This window comes from Bacillus sp. CZDM1 (assembly GCF_055502545.1).
Genome location: NZ_JBUESO010000013.1, coordinates 41,068 through 59,257, shown reverse-complemented (window position 1 = coordinate 59,257; position 18,190 = coordinate 41,068). Strand labels below are relative to the sequence as shown.

Annotated in this window: 14 protein-coding genes; 3 read left to right on the top strand and 11 right to left on the bottom strand. The window is 37.7% G+C overall.

Going from position 1 to position 18,190, the window contains the following annotated elements; genetic code table 11:
* Window positions 1-106 precede the first annotated feature (106 nt).
* The 7 genes from ACY3XC_RS23240 to ACY3XC_RS23210 form a co-directional block, all read right to left on the bottom strand.
* Window positions 107-1,858: a sensor histidine kinase gene (locus ACY3XC_RS23240; RefSeq protein ID WP_464870678.1), complete on the bottom strand. Its 1,752-nt coding sequence runs from the start codon at window positions 1,856-1,858 to the stop codon at window positions 107-109.
* Window positions 1,855-3,456: a response regulator transcription factor gene (locus tag ACY3XC_RS23235; protein ID WP_464870677.1), complete on the bottom strand. Its 1,602-nt coding sequence runs from the start codon at window positions 3,454-3,456 to the stop codon at window positions 1,855-1,857. Before ACY3XC_RS23235 ends, ACY3XC_RS23240 begins: the two co-directional genes overlap by 4 nt.
* Before the next feature lie 305 nt (window positions 3,457-3,761).
* A complete protein-coding gene (locus ACY3XC_RS23230) occupies window positions 3,762-4,565 on the bottom strand; it encodes a carbohydrate ABC transporter permease (RefSeq protein WP_464870748.1) in 804 nt (267 codons plus the stop codon).
* 108 nt (window positions 4,566-4,673) lie between these two features.
* Window positions 4,674-5,549, bottom strand: coding sequence for a carbohydrate ABC transporter permease (locus ACY3XC_RS23225; RefSeq protein WP_464870676.1), 876 nt, complete (start codon window positions 5,547-5,549; stop codon window positions 4,674-4,676).
* Window positions 5,550-5,641: 92 nt separating this feature from the next.
* The gene (locus ACY3XC_RS23220) at window positions 5,642-6,934 is read right to left on the bottom strand and encodes an extracellular solute-binding protein (RefSeq protein ID WP_464870747.1); all 1,293 of its coding nucleotides are present in this window, start codon (window positions 6,932-6,934) and stop codon (window positions 5,642-5,644) included.
* A gap of 137 nt (window positions 6,935-7,071) precedes the next feature.
* The gene (locus tag ACY3XC_RS23215; protein ID WP_464870745.1) at window positions 7,072-7,857 is read right to left on the bottom strand and encodes a response regulator transcription factor; all 786 of its coding nucleotides are present in this window, start codon (window positions 7,855-7,857) and stop codon (window positions 7,072-7,074) included.
* Window positions 7,826-9,595: a sensor histidine kinase gene (locus ACY3XC_RS23210; RefSeq protein ID WP_464870675.1), complete on the bottom strand. Its 1,770-nt coding sequence runs from the start codon at window positions 9,593-9,595 to the stop codon at window positions 7,826-7,828. The genes ACY3XC_RS23215 and ACY3XC_RS23210 overlap by 32 nt, the downstream gene beginning before the upstream one ends.
* A 458-nt stretch (window positions 9,596-10,053) precedes the next feature.
* Between ACY3XC_RS23210 and ACY3XC_RS23205 the strand changes: the two genes are divergently transcribed.
* Entirely contained in the window at window positions 10,054-10,671 is a 618-nt protein-coding gene (locus ACY3XC_RS23205) for a YesL family protein (protein WP_464870674.1), read from the top strand.
* A gap of 16 nt (window positions 10,672-10,687) precedes the next feature.
* Here ACY3XC_RS23205 and ACY3XC_RS23200 read toward each other — a convergent pair whose 3' ends face one another.
* The 4 genes from ACY3XC_RS23200 to xylA form a co-directional block, all read right to left on the bottom strand.
* Window positions 10,688-11,290, bottom strand: a complete 603-nt coding sequence (locus tag ACY3XC_RS23200; protein WP_464870673.1) for a polysaccharide deacetylase family protein — start codon at window positions 11,288-11,290, stop codon at window positions 10,688-10,690.
* A gap of 13 nt (window positions 11,291-11,303) precedes the next feature.
* A complete protein-coding gene (locus ACY3XC_RS23195; RefSeq protein ID WP_464870672.1) occupies window positions 11,304-12,287 on the bottom strand; it encodes an aldo/keto reductase in 984 nt (327 codons plus the stop codon).
* Window positions 12,288-12,419: 132 nt separating this feature from the next.
* Window positions 12,420-13,919, bottom strand: a complete 1,500-nt coding sequence (gene xylB, locus ACY3XC_RS23190; protein ID WP_464870671.1) for a xylulokinase — start codon at window positions 13,917-13,919, stop codon at window positions 12,420-12,422.
* A gap of 78 nt (window positions 13,920-13,997) precedes the next feature.
* On the bottom strand, window positions 13,998-15,329 hold the full coding sequence (xylA, locus tag ACY3XC_RS23185; RefSeq protein WP_464870670.1) for a xylose isomerase: 1,332 nt from the start codon (window positions 15,327-15,329) through the stop codon (window positions 13,998-14,000).
* 363 nt (window positions 15,330-15,692) lie between these two features.
* Between xylA and ACY3XC_RS23180 the strand changes: the two genes are divergently transcribed.
* The gene (locus tag ACY3XC_RS23180) at window positions 15,693-16,847 is read left to right on the top strand and encodes an ROK family protein (RefSeq protein ID WP_464870669.1); all 1,155 of its coding nucleotides are present in this window, start codon (window positions 15,693-15,695) and stop codon (window positions 16,845-16,847) included.
* Between the two features lie 161 nt (window positions 16,848-17,008).
* Complete coding sequence (locus ACY3XC_RS23175) at window positions 17,009-17,995, top strand: glycoside hydrolase family 43 protein (protein ID WP_464870668.1); 987 nt, start codon at window positions 17,009-17,011, stop codon at window positions 17,993-17,995.
* Window positions 17,996-18,190: the final 195 nt, after the last annotated feature.

Here is an 18,190-nt window from a genome sequence, read left to right as displayed (position 1 = left end):
TATTTTTGAAAGCACTTTCATTTTATAATTTAAGGGTTTTCTGCACCATTTAAAAAGTATAGGTGTTACTTAATAAAGTAAAGATACTTTCTGAATTATTAATAACTTATCTTTCGTTATGAGAAGGCAATTGAATCGTAATGGTTGTACCGTAATCTAGTTGGCTATCAATATTAAAGTAAAACTGATCAGGATAGTAGAGTTTTAATCGATAATAAACATTTTTAATGCCGACATTCTCTCCAATATCTTCTTCATTTTCTAAAGATGATAGTAATTGCGTTCTCTTTCCTACTGAAATTCCAGCCCCATTATCCTTCACAATACAGGTTACAATACTAGCATGTTGGGAGATGGATACGGTAATTTCCCCATTTTCCTTTAATGGTTCAATACCATGAATGCTGGCATTTTCAATAAACGGTAAGAGTGTCATGTTTGGAATCAAACATTCTTTTGCATCTTCACCCACTGTAATCTCGTAATCTAATTTATCTCCAAATCGATATTTTTGAATTTCCAAAAAGCTAGTTATAAGATTAATTTCATCTCTAATAGGAACGATGTCCTTGCCCCATGTAAGCGAGTTACGAAATATTTTAGCCATGTTATGAATGATTTTCGCTGTTTCTATCTCATCCTTCATCAAGCTTCTCATTCGAATCGTTTCTAACGCATTGAATAAGAAATGGGGGTTGATTTGGCTTTGCAGTGCACTCAACTGTGCGCGGTTACGTTTTATTTCTAGATCCTTGTTTTGGATAGTAACTAATAAGACATCATTAATTAAATCCTTAATTTTTTTGGTCATCCGATTAAATTCACTTGTTAGTTGACCGATTTCATCTTGATACTCCTGATCATGGATTAACTCAAAATCCTGGTTCTTCATCCGCTTTACATGGCGTAACACCCTTTGTAAACGAGTCAAAAAAGATCGAGAAATAATAACAATAATGATGGTGGGAGCTAAAAAATTTATCAGGGCCAGCAAGATAATAAAGAGTGTAGATTTATTAACAGTTTTAAGCATGGTTCCCTCAGATATGGTTCCAACAACGGACCAGTCACTTAAATATGATCCATTATTAAGATTGGCAGAGATGGTAACTAGATTGTTCTCTTTTTCTATTTGATTAAAATTAATTGTCTTATCCAACTGTTTAATCGAAGGATTGGTCGTGTATTCAATCCCCCCTTTTTCATTAATTAGATATACATCTCCTTTAAATGTTACATTGTTAAAAATATCTTCTATGGCTGAAGGATTAATTTCAACCTTTACAAACTTTTGTTTACCGGTATAAAAATAATCTAAATTCCGGATAATACTAAAGGTTTCGAAATTCTGATTAGAAGGTGTATCGATGAGAATTTGCGAACCATTACTATTCTTTAATGCATTCTTGAAGTGTTTTAATTCCTGTTGAAGGCTGTCAATCGAATACACCCCGCCTGAATAAATGATGGATGTATTATCGGTATAAAAGCGAATGGAGTTAATAGATGGGTTTATTGGTCTGGACTGATTAAAACTTCTTAAAAGACTATTATGATTTTCGATGTATTCAATATCAGAGACATAATCCTTCTCTAACAATAGGTTTAGGTTTAAATTGGTATATAACGAGGAGGATATCCCTACGGCTTCGTTGATAATCGTTTTAAATTCCCTATTAATCTGTTGTAACGCTAAAGTGGAATCTTGCATTTGCTGTTTTTTTACATTTTCAATGGTTACGATGTAAAAGATTACATTTGTTAAAACGATTGGAATAAATACTGCAAAAAAGTACATGATCAGCATTTTGTTTTTTAAGCGAATATTATGAAAACTAAAACTACTGCTTGTCCTCATTTTCCTATCACTTTGCTCTCGTTGATTAATTTATTCCGATACTCAGAAGGCTTCATATTTTCTAACTTGCCAAATATCGTGACAAAATAATCCGTATTATTAAATCCTACGCTTTCTGCAATTTCATAAATTCTTTTTTCAGACTGGCGAAGCTGCTTTTTAGCTTCATTAATTCTTACTTGAAGTAAATAGTCCTTAAAGTAGATTCCATAGGTTTTCTTAAACAATTGCCCTAAATACACTGGGTTCATAAAAAACTTAGCAGCAATCGTTTTTAAACTAATATTCTTATGGTAATACAGGTCAATATATTGTTTAATCTTGTAGGCTTCGCCGTTAGCAGCCTGCTTTCTTAAATTGCATATTTCATCTTTACACTCTACTACAAAACTTATAATAAGTTCCTTTAATTGATCGATAGTCACGTTGTAATTATGTAAGATATTAATTATCTTATAGGTTTGTAAACTTGAAGGGTCTCCTCCCATTTTCTTGATAATTTTCAGAAGGGAATGTACAAAACTAGTCAGAGAAGAATGAACAGTATCTTTAGATAGTTTATTTGTGACCAGAGATATAAACAGTACCTCTAAAGTATTGACAATCGACACAGTTGTATCTTCTTCGATTTTTTCAATTAATAATTGAAAAACTGATTCATCCAACTCATCAGAAGTAATGGGTTTATTGACAATGTCTACAAAGAAAATGATTTCATTTTCGTTATTTGCATATTTATGTTGTTGTGCCCATTCCACGGAGGTATAGGATTCTTTAAACGAAGTTAGACTTGGAACCGCTTTGCCGACATACATCGTAATATCATCAGAAATCCTCTTAGTAAGTTCTTTATTTACCCAATTGATAAACCTCCTTAGATTCATTTGAAACCTCGCTAAGTGATTAGAGGTGACCAAACCACCAATCGTACTAGGTGATATTTCTTGTAACCATATTCTTTCTTCTTTGTTACAGATTTCGTTCATAACATCTTCTAATGTAAATTTGATCTGTCTTATCCTTTTCTCATTATTTAAGTTAGACTCATCAGGTATTCCATTTACTTCAATTAATATGTAAAAGTACTCTTGAGGGTTACCAAGGGAAAGGAGATTTAAAAGATCTATGGAATCATCATTCTCTTCTACCATTCCTAATAGCAGATGATTAAACACTATTTTGGCTTGTTCTTCTAGCATTTGTTCTTGAAGCTGTTTTTGTTCAGCTAGTGTCTTAGAAAGTAATTTAAGTGTTTGTTCAATTTCATCCTGGTCGATTGGCTTTAAAACAAAATCATGAACACCATACCTTAAAGCTTGTTGTGCATATTTAAAATCACTATGTCCGCTAATGATAATAAATTTAGATTGAACTGCCTCTATTTCTATCGCTTCTCTAATGAGTCCAATTCCATCAAGCACAGGCATACGGATATCAGTAATGATAAGATCAGGTTTTACATCATGGATCATCTTTAATGCGTCTTCTCCATTAGCAGCTTCTCCTACTACCTTAAAGCCGCAATCTTCCCAATTTATTAGGTTTCTTAATCCTTTGCGGAAATACATTTCATCATCGACTAATATTACTTTGTTCATTTCCGGCCCACTCCTGTTCCCAATAGTTAGCATCGATCAATAAAACATTTCAATAAACAATTCCATTATAGATAAGGCCCACAAATCATATCCTTGCGGGCCCTGCTTACTATATAGCTGCTCTTTAGGTATCCAGATTGCTGTTAAATAGGTTAAATATGCTGGTAAAAAAATTTCCAGCACGTTTATATTTTTTGGTAACGCTTACATATAGTAAGAAAGCTACTATTCGAAGGACTGCTTTAATTTATTATAACAAGAGGAACTTTGTTCGTCTACAAGACAAACAAAGTTCCTCTTATCTTTTACCCTTTCACTGATCCTGCTGCAATACCTTCGACAATGCGATCACTTAAAATAAAGTAAGCTATCAATACCGGGATAATACTAATCATCAAGGTGGCACCAATTGCTCCCCAATCAGTCAAATACTGTCCAACGAAGTTGTTTACCCCAACCGTAATCGTTTTCCACTTGTCAGAGCTCAGGAATGTGTTTACGAATACAAATTCATTCCAGTTATAAATCATGTTAATAATGACTGTTGTTGACAGTACAGGTACCGTCATTGGAAGCGTAATTTGGAAGAAGATCCGATGGACGGAACAGCCATCCACAACAGCTGCTTCTTCAATCTCTCGCGGGATTGTTCGATAAAATCCTGATAGAATCATAATCGTAATCGGCAGGTTAAACGCTACGTACGATAAGATAACGGATAATGGATTATCTATCATATTTGCCGTTTTAAAGAAATTGAACAATGGAATTAATGTTGAATGAAGCGGGATCATATATCCGGCCATAAACAAACCAAGAACTAACCCACTTAACTTCCATTCCATTCTGGTAATCGCAAACGTTACAAAGCTTGCAAGGATAACGGTAAGTACAACCGCCGCGACCGTGTACAAAACACTGTTAAAGAAATAAACATCGATGTGACCTGCTGTCCAAGCCTTCGCATAGTTGCCCCACTGGGGATCTTGCGGAAGCGCAAACGGGGACATTCCGAAAACTTCCTGATTTGTTTTTAAGGAGAACAGGAATAACCAAACGAGCGGGTAAACCTGTACGATTGCAATAACTCCCAGGATAAAATAAAGCATTCCATATCCAATTTTGTTTCCAAGTGTTTTACTAGTTTTATAAGAAGCTGATAGGGTCGTTTTGTGTGTTTCTAATGCAATCTTACTCATATTTTTCACTCCCCTTTATTAATAGTCAACATCTTTAGTATTAAGTAATTTTTGAATGACCCATGTTGCTACAATACAGATAATCAATAAGCCAAATCCAATGGCACTTCCGTATCCGAAGTTATATTTGCTGAACGCTTCTTTATACATGTAAGAGGCCATAACCTCGGATGCACCGTTAGGTCCGCCGCCTGTTAGGACGAAAATCAAATCAAAGTATTTTAGTGAACCAACAATCGCCAGGATGACCATGACTTTGATTACACCCGCGATTAGAGGAACCTTAATTTTATAAGCAATTTGAATAGGAGTCGCTCCATCAATTTTTGCAGCCTCGATCAGTTCTTCAGGAACATTTTTTAATGCTGCATAGAAAATAATGATATAGAAACCTGCATATTGCCAAACGATTGGAAAGAAGAGTGCGTATAATACGATATTAGAATCCGCTAACCATAGCGGAGGATTGTCAACGCCAATCAACACTAGCAATCTGTTAAGCATACCGTTCGTAGGGTCAAAAATTTTCGCCCAAAGCTGTCCGATTGCTACAGAAGATAATAACATTGGAATTAAGTAAATTTTTCTTAAAAAGTTAGCACCTTTAATCTTACTTGCAAGGATTAGCGATAAAATTAAATAACCAACCAAGCTTAAAGTGGAAAAGAGACCTAGTAATAGGGAATGCCATGCACTTTGCCAAAACTTTGTGTCCTTTGCTAATTCAATGTAATTCTCTAAACCGATGAACTTCATCTTGCCGATGCCGTTCCAGTCCATTAGACCGTAATATCCAGTTAAGACAATTGGGATATAGATTAATAGCAGAATAAGAAGTAACGATGGAAGTACGTAAAGGCTGATTACCCATTTGTTTGACATTACACTTTTCATGTTTATACTCCCTTCTTATTTGAAAAAGCGGGCTAAAAGGATAGAGGGCATAACCTGTATGCCCCCTACACTGAGATTTTGATTAGGCCATTTTACTTTTTCTCTTCAGCAAGTTCATCTTTATGCTGTTTCACAAAATCTTCCGGTGTCACTTGTTTTCCAAAGAGAGCAGTTACTAAATCATGATGTAATTCAGATACAGCCGGGCTGGATTGAGTATCAAAATAAGTTGTTACGTTTGATGCTTCACTCAAATCTTTTAAGATTTCAATATACATTGGAGCAAGATCAAGGCTTGCTGTGTCTACTTTCGTTGCAGGAATAACACCAGCATCGATTACTGACTTTTCTCCCCATCTCTTCACAAGGAATCCAACGAAGTCTTTTGCTTCTTCTTGAACTTTAGAACCTTTTGCTACGAATAAACCAACACCAGGACCGCCTACGTAGCTGTCGATACTATCCCCTTTTCCGCCTTCATAAGTTGGGAACTTGAAATAGCCAATCTTATCTTTGAATTCTTTTGTAACATCAGGGCTTGTTGTGTAGTTTGGTAATTCCCAAGTAGCTGTTAAGAACATTGCTGCTTGTTCGTTCATGAAGTAACCTTTTGCATCGTCGTTTGATAATGCACTTGCACCTTTCACGAAACCGCCCATATCAACTAGGTTTTGTACTTCCTCAGCTGCTTTTACAATCGCTGGGTCGTCCATTTTCGCTTTACCTTTAATAACGTCTGTTAGAATCGTAGACCCGCCAATACGATCTGCTAGATACATGAACCAGAATGACGCCGGCCAGCCGTCTTTCGCACCAACAGTTGCAGGAACAACACCATTGTCAGCTAACGTTTTTACTACTTTTTTATACTCTTCAAAAGTCTTTGGAACTTCTAGATTATATTTCTCAAAAATTTCTTTGTTGTAGAATACGTAAGAGATGTTTAACTCTAGTGGAAGACCATATGTTTTTCCATCTACTGCATATGATTCTTTTACACCAGGAATGAATGCATCATTAAGGTCTGCATCGTTTTCAACGATATCATCTAGTGGAGCTAACATGTCACCTTCAACGTAAGGCTGGATGAAACCATCTGACCAAGTCATACCGATATCAGGCAGTTCATTAGATGAAGCTAATACTTTCAGCTTTTCACGGTATTGATCTGGGTTTAAGATTTCAGTTTCAATTTTAATATCCTTATGCTCTTTTTCATACTCTGTAATCACATCTTTAACAATGGAGAACTGAGCATTCGAGCTGCCTTCCGGCCATAAATGCATAAATTTAATAACCTTTTTACCATCTGCACTGCTTTCTTCTGAAGAACTTGATGAAGAACATCCTGCAAGTGCTAGAGAAAGGAGCATGATAAATGACATGAAGATTGCAACCGTTTTTTTATTGAACAAGTGTGATTCCCCCTATGACCTTTTCTATGATTTCGCCTACATTTATATCTTACATTCAGATAGTTCTGAAAAATAGGTCACAACCATTAGGAAAAATGCCACTATTTTTAGAAAGCCCTTTCATTATTAGTTTTTCGGTAGGCGCTCGGTGTCACACCTTCTAATTCCCTGAAAATCTTTATAAAGTATTTCGCTGTTTTATAGCCGGATTCTTCGGCAATATCGTTAATGGGAAGATTCGTCGTCATCAATAATTCCTTTGCCCGCTGGATTCTTTTGCGGGTTACATATTCACTGAAGGTTAATTTCACATGTTCTTTAAAAAGTGAACTTAAATAGCTGGGGTTTAAATGAACATGGTCTGCCACTTCTTTCTGGGTCAACTCATTTTGAAGATTATGGTTGATATAGTCAATAGCTTCTCTAATTGGTTCACGATTCGAGGGATTTTGAGTATTTGCTTCCACAAGCTTCGTATCCACTACTTTTTCAATTAAGCCCGCACGTTCTTTTTTCTCAACCTCATTAAGCGCTTCTTCTACAGCCTCAATCAAAGCCTTTTTGCTGATGGGTTTTAAGAGGTAATTTATCACCCCTAAACGCAGGGCTTCCTGGGCATACTCAAACTCGGAGTATGCCGATATTACTAAAATGACAGGAAAAATACGAAGTTCTTTTGCCATTTTTAATAGTTCTAATCCGGTTATTTCCGGCATCCGGATGTCTGTGATGAGAATGTGGACTTTATACTGCTTCAATAGTTGGATGGCTTCTTCTCCATTAGAAGCGGTGATAATTTGATAATTCCCATTCGCCCATGTATCTAAGTTTTTTTTCAGTCCTTGGCGGGTTCTTGGTTCATCATCCACGATCAAAATCGTCTTTGTATTCAACATGGTTTTCCTCCCCCTTCACAGGTATGACAAACGAAACCTTTGTCCCTCTATTTTCTTCACTTTTAATAGTCAAACCACTTTTTTGATAGTATAATTCCAAGCGTTTGTGTACATTTGAGATTGCCATTCCATTTCCCTTTTTTGAGATGACCCTGCCTGACTGTATTGCTTGTTTAATAGAATCTAATTTTTGTTGATTCATCCCCGGTCCATCATCTTCAACGACTATTTCAAGGTATTCCTGATCTTCCGCAGGTTGTATCGAAACCGTTATGGTACATGGCTGTAATGTATTCCCAGCCCCATGCAGAACGGCATTTTCAACTAACGGCTGAATCAACAGTTTAGGGATCCTGACATGCCCTAGTTCACATGGCAGGTCTAGATTCCACGTTAAGTGACCGCCAAAGCGCATTTTCATAATTTCCATATAGTCTTCAATGTGTTTAATTTCAGCCTTGATCGCAACCCAATCCCCATCACTTCGCTTAGTGATCGTATAACGGAATAAGTTGGACATTGCTACCACAAGCTCCGCTAGTTCATCCTCATCTTTATCTTCCAGCGACCATTTAAGCGCATCCAATGTATTAAAAAGAAAATGAGGGTTAATTTGTGCTTGTAAGGCTTTTAATTCACTCCGGCTGCGGGTTATTTCCTTTTGATAGACCATCTGAATCAGATGATTTGTTTCTTTTACTAGTTGGTTATAGGTACTATTTAACTCATTAATTTCATTAACAGCGGTAACACTAGGGTTCAAGGTTAAGGAACCTGCGCTTGCCTGCTGCATCGTTTCTGTTAACTTGATAATCGGTCTTGTAATAAAGGTCGATAGACCCAGCGTACTAATTAAAAAGATAATAAACCCAATAATCCCAGCGATAATAATCCCTGATCGTAAGACATTAATCCCTTCCGTAAGCGCTTTAATCGGAGTTAAGATGATCAGTGTCCACCCGGTTTCATTCGATGTTTGTCTTGTCATCATATACTCCTGGCTGCCCAATGTTAACATAGGATCATTATTTAAAATGATGGGTTCAAGGGGTTTATGATAGTTTGATTGAATAGGCTCCGAATATTGGTCAAGTAAAATCGAATATTGATTTTTAATTTTTGTTTTATCTAGATCCATAAACTCAAGATAATTTCGATAAATACTAATGAGCAGGTAACCGCCATCCTCAAAACCGCGGTTTAATAGATTGACGCGCCTGAGCGCGAGGATGTTATCTGAGTTCCGCGGGTCGTCCCCGATCCATACAAGGCTTCCATTTGCATAATCTGCCTGTTGAATCCACTTCCCGTCAATTCTCGTAAGTAAATTCGTATCATCCAGGGGGAGTAAACGATCCATCGTGTCTGTATAGAGTTCAAACGAAAAAATGCCATCTGTATTTGCTTGTATCGTGGTCACAATGCCGTCTAATTGCTGCCGCTCAGCAAAACTTATCGTATGTCCTTGATATGCTTTTGTTAGGGTTCTTTGAATCGCATCATTTGTCATGACTAGTTTAGAGGAGGTGCTAATTTGTTTATATAAAGATTCTAATCTACCATTTGCCTCTACCGCCGTCTGGTGAATTTGTTTTTCAGCATTATTTTTCAAGAGGGTTGACACTCTGTTAAAAGTGATTAGGCTGACAATAAATAAAACAATCAGCATCACTACTAAAAATACGACAAGAATTTGATTTCGTAATGTGTTCCATTTGTGTAATCTCGCGAACATAATATCGCCCTTCTAAGATAGTTTTTTCTACTATAACGCATTTTGTCGAATTAGGTAATATTATTTCTAAATATTAAAAAACTGTCAATTTTAAAAATTGCCTGTGTTATTATTTTAATGTTGATTTTCGTGTAGGGCTGATCATTCATAGGCGGAGAATTTCCGCCTATTGTATATAAAGGAACCATATGAAGCCAATATAAGCGGAAATATTCCGGTTAACTGCTTTAAATAAGACAAAATCCAATGATTTGGATACCATAAGCGGAAAAACTCCGCTTATTATGAAGGTAAAAGTGGCTATTTCCCAATTTAAACGGAAATTCTCCGCTTATTTTCCAAACACAGTAAAATCAACATTCAGCTTTAACACAGCCTAAAAATTAACCATGTTCAATATGTACACAATGGTCTATAATGTGTTTAAAAAAGAAAGTACCATAATAAGGGGATTGATTATGAATAAGCTATCAATGAATGGCCTATATACTCTTACTGAGTGGATTACTAGGTTTGCCTATGTAAATATCTTATGGATTGGCTTTTCGCTTCTTGGTCTTGTGGTCTTTGGAATCAGCCCTGCAACTGTGGCGATGTTTACGATTATACGTAAATGGCTCATGGGTGAAAGTGATATTCCCGTATTTCAAACTTTCTGGAATTCCTATAAAAAAGAGTTTCTTAAGGGTAATGGATTAGGAATCATCATAGCTTTATTGGCCTATATTATTTATATTGATTTGAACTATTTAAAACTCGATTCCGTTATTCAAATTCCTTTATACCTCATTATTTTTGCAATTGTTATGACAATTTTGTATATATTTCCTGTTTACGTTCACTATAACGTAACCTTGTTTCAGCTGTTTAAAAACTCATTCTTTATTATGATGGTGAATCCAGTTTCAAGTATCATGATGCTGCTAGGGTTTGTGGCTTTATTCTTTGTAATGAAGCTTTTACCAGCACTGTTATTTTTCTTCGGCGGAAGCCTCTCGGCAGGAATTATCATGTCATCGTGTTATCTAGCGTTCCAAAAAATAGAGAAGAAACAAAAGGAAGCACAGGCTGTATAATTGTGCTTCCTTCTTTTTATGCTAAAGCTAATAGTTCGCTGACCGTTACAAGTTGATAGCCTTGTGACGTTAATTCGGAAACAAGCATCCGAACGGCTTCTATGGTTTGTGAGCGGTCGCCATAGCCATCATGGAAAATTAAAATACTGCCATTCTTTACAGCTTCTCTTGATTTTCGTACGATATGCTCAACTCCGGGCTGTTCCCAGTCCTGAGCCTCTAAATTTAAAGCACCAATCATAGGGTATCTCTTATTTTGAAGTAAAGACACCGTGTCCTGATTATAATCAAGGTATGGTGGACGAAAGACAACAGGTTTTCTTCCCGCCATTTTCTCTATTAATTTTTCCGTTTCCTCAATTTCCTTTAAACAATCTTGTATGCTTAACTGTGATAGTTTTGGGTGGGTGAAAGTATGATTCCCAATTTCATGGCCCAGGTCAGCAACCTGCTTTACAACCTCAAGATACTTTCCCATCTGTTCACCGATCATAAAGAAAGTTGCTTTTCCCCTTGCTTCCGAGAAAATTTCTAAAACTTGCGGGGTGTAAACCGGATTTGGCCCGTCATCAAATGTAATAGCAACTGCCCTTTGCGCTGTAGGAACTTCGTTAATCATCGTAACCGCCACCTTAATAAGGACCTCTTACAAAATCCCTTACCTTTTCTTGATAGAAACGTTGAATTTCTATCTGTTCTTCTACTGAGAATGACTTCGTATCCAAAGCAGAGAGATTGTCCTCTACCTGTTTAACATTTTTAAATCCAGGAATAATACACGTTATTTCTTTTTGATCTAGTATCCAGCGTAATGCTGCACTAGCCATTGATTTACGGCCTTCTGCAATCCACTTTAATTCGTCAGCTAATTCGACACCCTTACGGAATCCAAGACCTGCGAAGGTTTCCCCTACATTAAAAGCCTCTCCATTTTCATTAAAGCGGCGATGGTCATCTGCTTCAAATACATGATCAGTGTTAAATTTACCCGTTAACAGCCCGCTCGCCAGCGGCAGCCGAACAAGCAGACCTACCCCTTTTTGATAAGCCTCAGGTATTAAGTGTTCTAATGGCTTCTGACGGAACATATTAAAAATGATTTGCAGACTCTTAACATTTGGATATTCCAAACAAATGAGCCCCTCTTCAACGGTTTCCACACTGACACCGTAATGACGAATTTTCCCTTCCTTCTTCAGCCGGTCAAGTACTTCGAAGACACTGCCATCTCTCAAAACCTCTGTTGCAGGGCAATGAATTTGATACAAATCAATGGCTTCCCTGTTTAGACGGCGCAGACTGTCTTCACAATAAGAGCTTACTTTTTCATAGCTATAATTTTTCGGATCAAAAATATCGCCCTGACGGCAGAATTTGGTTGCAATATGGATCTGGTCTTCCTTTCCTTTCGTGGCTTTGGCCAATAACTCTTCACTATGACCATCACCATATACATCGGCAGTATCAAAAAAGTTAACACCTTGTTCCATCGCATATTCTAACGATTTCAGTGCTTCTGAATCACTCGTCCTGCCCCATGAACCGCCTATTGCCCATGTTCCAAAGCTGACCTCACTAATCATGATTCCTGTATTGCCCAGCTCACGATAATTCATCTTAACAACTCCTTTTTTTATCCAACTCACTAGCTTAAGAGTGGTCCTATTCAGGCAGAGGTTGTAACCTCATTTTGGATCAAGACTTTCTTAAATCCTGGCAATCCATAGATTAAGATGGTTACTATAATTTTATTTTCTAAACTCTCTTAATTGCTCATTCAATTCCTTGGTTTGTGAATAAATTTGCTGGTAGATCTTAAATAGTTTCTGATAGGCTTCAACGTTTTCCTGAATAGGGTAATAGGTCTTTGCAGTTTGTATAAATATCTCTGCACATTCTTTAAGTGATGCGTACCAGCCACAGCCGTATGCCGCTAACATTGCAGCCCCCATTCCTGGACCCTGTTCGCTCGTAAGCTTTTCAATTTTTGCATTAAAAACGTCTGCCTGCATTTGCAGCCATGTGTCATTCTTAGCGCCTCCGCCGATTGAGATAATGGAGTCAATGACCTTTCCACTGCTTCTAAAAATCTCAATGGATTCATTTAATGAAAAGGTTATTCCCTCGAGTACAGCACGTGCGAAGTGCTTACGTTCATGTGCAGCGTCGATACCAATAAAGCTGCCACGAATAGTGGAGTCCGCATGCGGCGTTCTTTCGCCTACTAGATATGGTGTAAATAATAATCCGTTACTTCCTGAAGGTACTTCATCAATACCTGCTAAAAATTGGCCAAAGGCTTCTTTTTCTGCGAACGTATCTTTAAACCAGCTTAAACTATAGCCAGCAGCAAGGGTTACTCCCATTGTATAATAAGCATTTTCTTCACTATGATTGAAATAGTGAACCTTTCCTTCAAAATCCAGGTCATTTCTTTCTTCATAAGAAAGTACGACACCAGAGGTGCCAATGCTGCATAGAGTTCTGCCTTTAGAAAGAATCCCTGAACCAATGGCACCGCAGGCATTGTCTGCTCCGCCTGCAAATACTTTAATGCCTTCCGATAAACCTGTATCTTCTGCAAATTGGGACGCAACTGTACCAACGAAGGCATGAGATTCTACTAATGGTGGACAGAGGTCAGTTGAAAGACCAAATAGTTCTAAAACTTCTTGGCTCCATTCACGCTTCGCTACGTTTAACAATAATGTTCCAGCGGCATCAGAATACTCCATCTGAATATTTCCTGTCATTCGGTAACGAAGATAATCCTTTGGAAGCAGAAATGCACGAGCACGTTCAAAAATTTCCGGTTCATTTTCTTTTACCCAAAGAATTTTTGGCAGCGTAAATCCTTCTAACGCTGGGTTTTTCGTTACTTCTAATAAACGTTTTTTGCCAACAACGTCGTAGATCTCCTGACATTGTTTCGTGGTTCTCGTGTCATTCCACAAAATCGCATTTCTTAATACTTGATGGTTTTCATCTAATAAAACAAGGCCATGCATTTGCCCGGAGAAGCTGATGCCTTCGATGTCGTTTACATCTCCATCGAACTGCTGAACCAGTTCCGCTAAACCAGCTCTTGTTTTTCCCACCCATTCTTCCGGATTTTGTTCACTATAACCGGATTTTTCAATTATTAGAGGATATGATTTTGAAACTTCCTTACAAACTTCCCCATTTTGATTCACAAGTAAGATTTTTACGGCACTAGTTCCAAGATCAACCCCGATTACATACTTCATTCAAATCATCCTTTTCTAAAAAAAGTGCTGGAGTAATAGGCTGCCAGCACTTTTTTTCATGTTTATATTGAGTATAGATTAAACTGTTACACTTGAAAGTGTTTCAAGAAGATATTGATTGATTACTCCTTTTAAGCGTTCTGTTCTGCCTGATGTATTCTTGATTCCTGTTAATTGAAGGGCATACTTTTCAAGCTCGTGGAAGTTTGTTTTTCCTTCTACGATTTTTAAGCCAATTCCCTTTGTATAGCTGCTGTAGCGCTCATCTATAAAGCTATCAAGCACTTTATCTTCGATTAATTTGTTGGCAACCTTTAAGCCGATTGCAAATGCATCCATACCTGCGATATGTGCGTGGAATAGATCTTCTGGTTCGAATGAACCGCGGCGTACTTTTGCGTCGAAGTTCAAGCCGCCTTTGCCTAAGCCGCCATTTTTCAAGATTTCGTACATCGCTAATGTATTTGTGTACAAGTCGGTTGGGAATTCATCTGTATCCCATCCAAGTAAGTTATCACCCTGGTTAGCATCGACAGAACCAAGCATTCCATTGATACGGGCTGTTCTTAACTCATGCTCAAATGTATGGCCGGCTAAAGTAGCGTGGTTCGCTTCGATGTTAAACTTGAAGTAGTCAGTTAGGTCATATTTTTGTAAGAATGCTAGACCAGTAGCTACATCGAAGTCGTATTGGTGTTTAGTTGGCTCTTTTGGTTTTGGCTCGATTAAGAATGGAACGTTTAAGCCGATTTCTTTTGCATAATCTACTGCCATATGGAAGAAGCGGGCTAAGTTATCCTGTTCAAGCTTCATGTCCGTATTGAGAAGTGTTTCGTAACCTTCACGGCCGCCCCAGAATACATAGTTTTCCGCGCCAAGTTCCTTCGCTACTTCTAACGCTTTTTTCACTTTCGCTGCAGAGTAAGCAAACACATCTGCATTAGGTGAAGTTGCAGCGCCATGAACATAACGTGGATTTGTGAACATGTTAGCTGTGTTCCAAAGTAATTTCGTTTTGCTTGTTTTCATGTATTCTTTGATCATGCCGACGATAACATCTTGGTTTTCGTTTGTTTCTTTTAATGTGCTTCCTTCTGGAGCAATGTCAACATCGTGGAAAGCAAAGAAAGGAACATTTAATTTTCCAAATAGTTCAAATGCCGCTTCCACACGTGCTTTTGCTAAATCTAAGCCAGTGAAACGATCCCAAGGACGGATTGCTGTACCAACGCCAAATGGGTCTGAACCATCAGCGGCGAATGTGTGCCAATAAGCAACAGAGAAACGAAGAAGTTCCTCCATTGTTTTACCGTTTATTTTTTCTTCTGGATTATAATACTTAAATGCAAAAGGATTTTTTGATGCTGCACCTTCAAATTGAATTTTGTTAACCGTATCGAAATAAGCCATGAGTGATTCCTCCTGAATAGTTTTATAGTTTAACAACAACTATGTAAATGCTTACAAAAGGTTCCTGGAATCTCTTAACCTTTGTTACTCAAAGTATAGCACCTCCTACTTTGTTTGTCTATTGGATAAACAAAGAATTTTAAAAAATATCTTATAGGCTAAGATGGCAGGTATTACCTGCTTTTGGACTATATCTGCGGTACTTATAACGCCCCAACGGACTTTTCTCAAAAAGATCATTCCTTCCATGATTATTTAAAGTCCTACTTGAGTTCGGCATAGCACTTAGTCCTAACTTTGTATATCCAACAAACAAAGATTATGATAAAATAATGATAATTGAGAATAAGGAGTTTTTATAAAGTGGAACCCATTATATGGAACCAACAAGTCGTCAAAAAAAACAACAAAGCACTGGTATTACAATTAATTATGGAAAAAGAGCCTATTTCTAGAGCGGATATTTCTCAAGTTTCCGGTTTACACAAAACAACTGTTTCTTCTTTAGTAAATGAACTAATAGAAGAAGAACTTATTTATGAATCCGGACCAGGGGAATCCAGCGGCGGCCGTCGCCCCGTTATTCTTCATTTTAATAAAATTGCCGGATATGCGGTTGGCGTTGATATCGGGGTTAACTATGTATTATGTGTCTTGACGGATTTAAAAGGGAATATACTGATTGAAAAAAATGAATCGGTTAACAGGACCCCCTACCCAGCCATCATGAGCAAGGTTCAGACTATGATTAGATCCATCATGGAAGAGATGCCTCAGAGCAGATATGGAATTGTCGGGATTGGAGTAGGTGTCCCAGGTATTGTGAACAAACAAGGTTCTATCCTTCTTGCTCCAAACTTAGGCTGGACCAACATTCAGTTAAAAAAGGACCTGGAGGAATTATTCCAAATTCCAGTCATTATTGAAAACGAAGCAAATGCCGGTGCCTTTGGAGAGCAGCAATTTGGTGCAGGTCAAGAATTTCAAAATATGATATATGTTAGTGCTGGAATTGGAATCGGAGTCGGCATTATTTTAAACAAGGAATTATATCAAGGCAAAAATGGATACTCCGGCGAAATGGGACATATGATCATTGATCTCAATGGTAAGCCATGCAGTTGTGGCAGCAGAGGATGTTGGGAAGCATACGCTTCTGAAAATGCACTTCTAGAAACAGCTGAAACAGATTCACTTGAGTCATTGATGGATATGGCAGAGAAGCATGATGAAACTGCTCAAAGACTTTTTGGAGAAATTGGAACTTACCTTGGGTTTGGGATTAATAACATTATTAACACCTTTAATCCAGACCAGGTCATCATTGGCAACCGCTTAGCACTTGCAAAAGAATGGATTGAACAGTCAATCGAGAAAACCATTGAAAGCCATACACTTGCGAACCATCAAAAAGACATGCACTTGAATTTTTCAAAACTTGGAAAATACTCAACAGCACTTGGTGTCTCTGCTTTTGTTGTGGAGAGCTTTATAAAAGAAGAAGTTAGAACTTCGTAGAAACTGAAGTCAATAAATAATCCATGCTTTTTAAGAAAGCTGGGTTATTTATTTTGTATACCATTTGTTATTTAGCAAAACTTAGTTGTATGGATATACAAAGTGCTTTTCTTCAGTTATAATAAATTTGTAATTATCTAAACTATTTAAAGGGAGCTAGTATGATGAAAAATTCAAAGCCTAATGAACCTTTAGTTACGCATATTTTTACTGCAGACCCTTCCGCACATGTTTTTGAAGGGAAGCTTTATATTTATCCATCACATGACCTTGATCATAATGAACCTTCCAATGATAATGGAGACCAATACAAGATGGAAGATTACCATATCTTATCCATGGAAGATGTAACCGCTCCATGTGTGGACCATGGCGAAGCGCTCCATTTAAGAGATATCCCTTGGGCAAGCAAGCAGCTTTGGGCACCCGATGCGGCTTATAAAAACAACACGTACTATTTATTCTTCCCAGCACGTGATAAAGATGGGATTTTCAGAATTGGCGTGGCAACAAGCCCTAATCCAGCAGGACCTTTTATACCAGAAGAAAATTACATACCGGGCAGCTTCAGCATTGACCCAGCTGTTTTAGTAGATGAAGATGAAAAAGCGTATGTTTATTTTGGCGGGCTTTGGGGAGGACAGTTGGAAAAATGGCAGACAGGAACATATATCCCAGATGCCGAAGGTCCAGCAGCTACAGCACCTGCTATAGGTCCGAGGGTAGCGGAATTAAATGACGATATGCTGACTTTTAAAAACGAACCGCAGGAAATCTCCATTGTGGATGAAAACGGCAATCTGATTCTTGCAGGTGACGAAGACCGAAGATATTTCGAGGGTCCATGGGTTCATAAATACAATGGTCTTTACTATCTTTCCTATTCTACCGGTACAACGCATAAAATTGTTTATGCTGTAAGTGAAAATCCACAGGGACCATTTGTGTTCAAAGGGACAATCCTTACCCCAGTAAGCGGCTGGACCACCCACCATTCGATTGTCGAATTTAATGATAAATGGTATCTGTTCTATCATGATTGCTCGTTATCAGATGGGGTGGATCATAAGCGCTCTGTAAAATATACTGAATTAAAATATAACGAAGACGGAACAATTCAAACGATAGACCCTTATGGGGATAAATAATAAAGTTGAAGGCTGGCCTCATGTTGAGGCCAGCCTTTTTGGTAATCCCATCAGGCTGGATTACTCAAGTTGCTGAAGCGGAAACGAACGAAGTTATTCCAGTTCTTCTTTACCCTCGAATAGTTGAAAGTCCCTCCAATGAATGGACGGACACTAGCGTTGAAAAGTTTGACCAGACTTTAAAGTATAAATCCA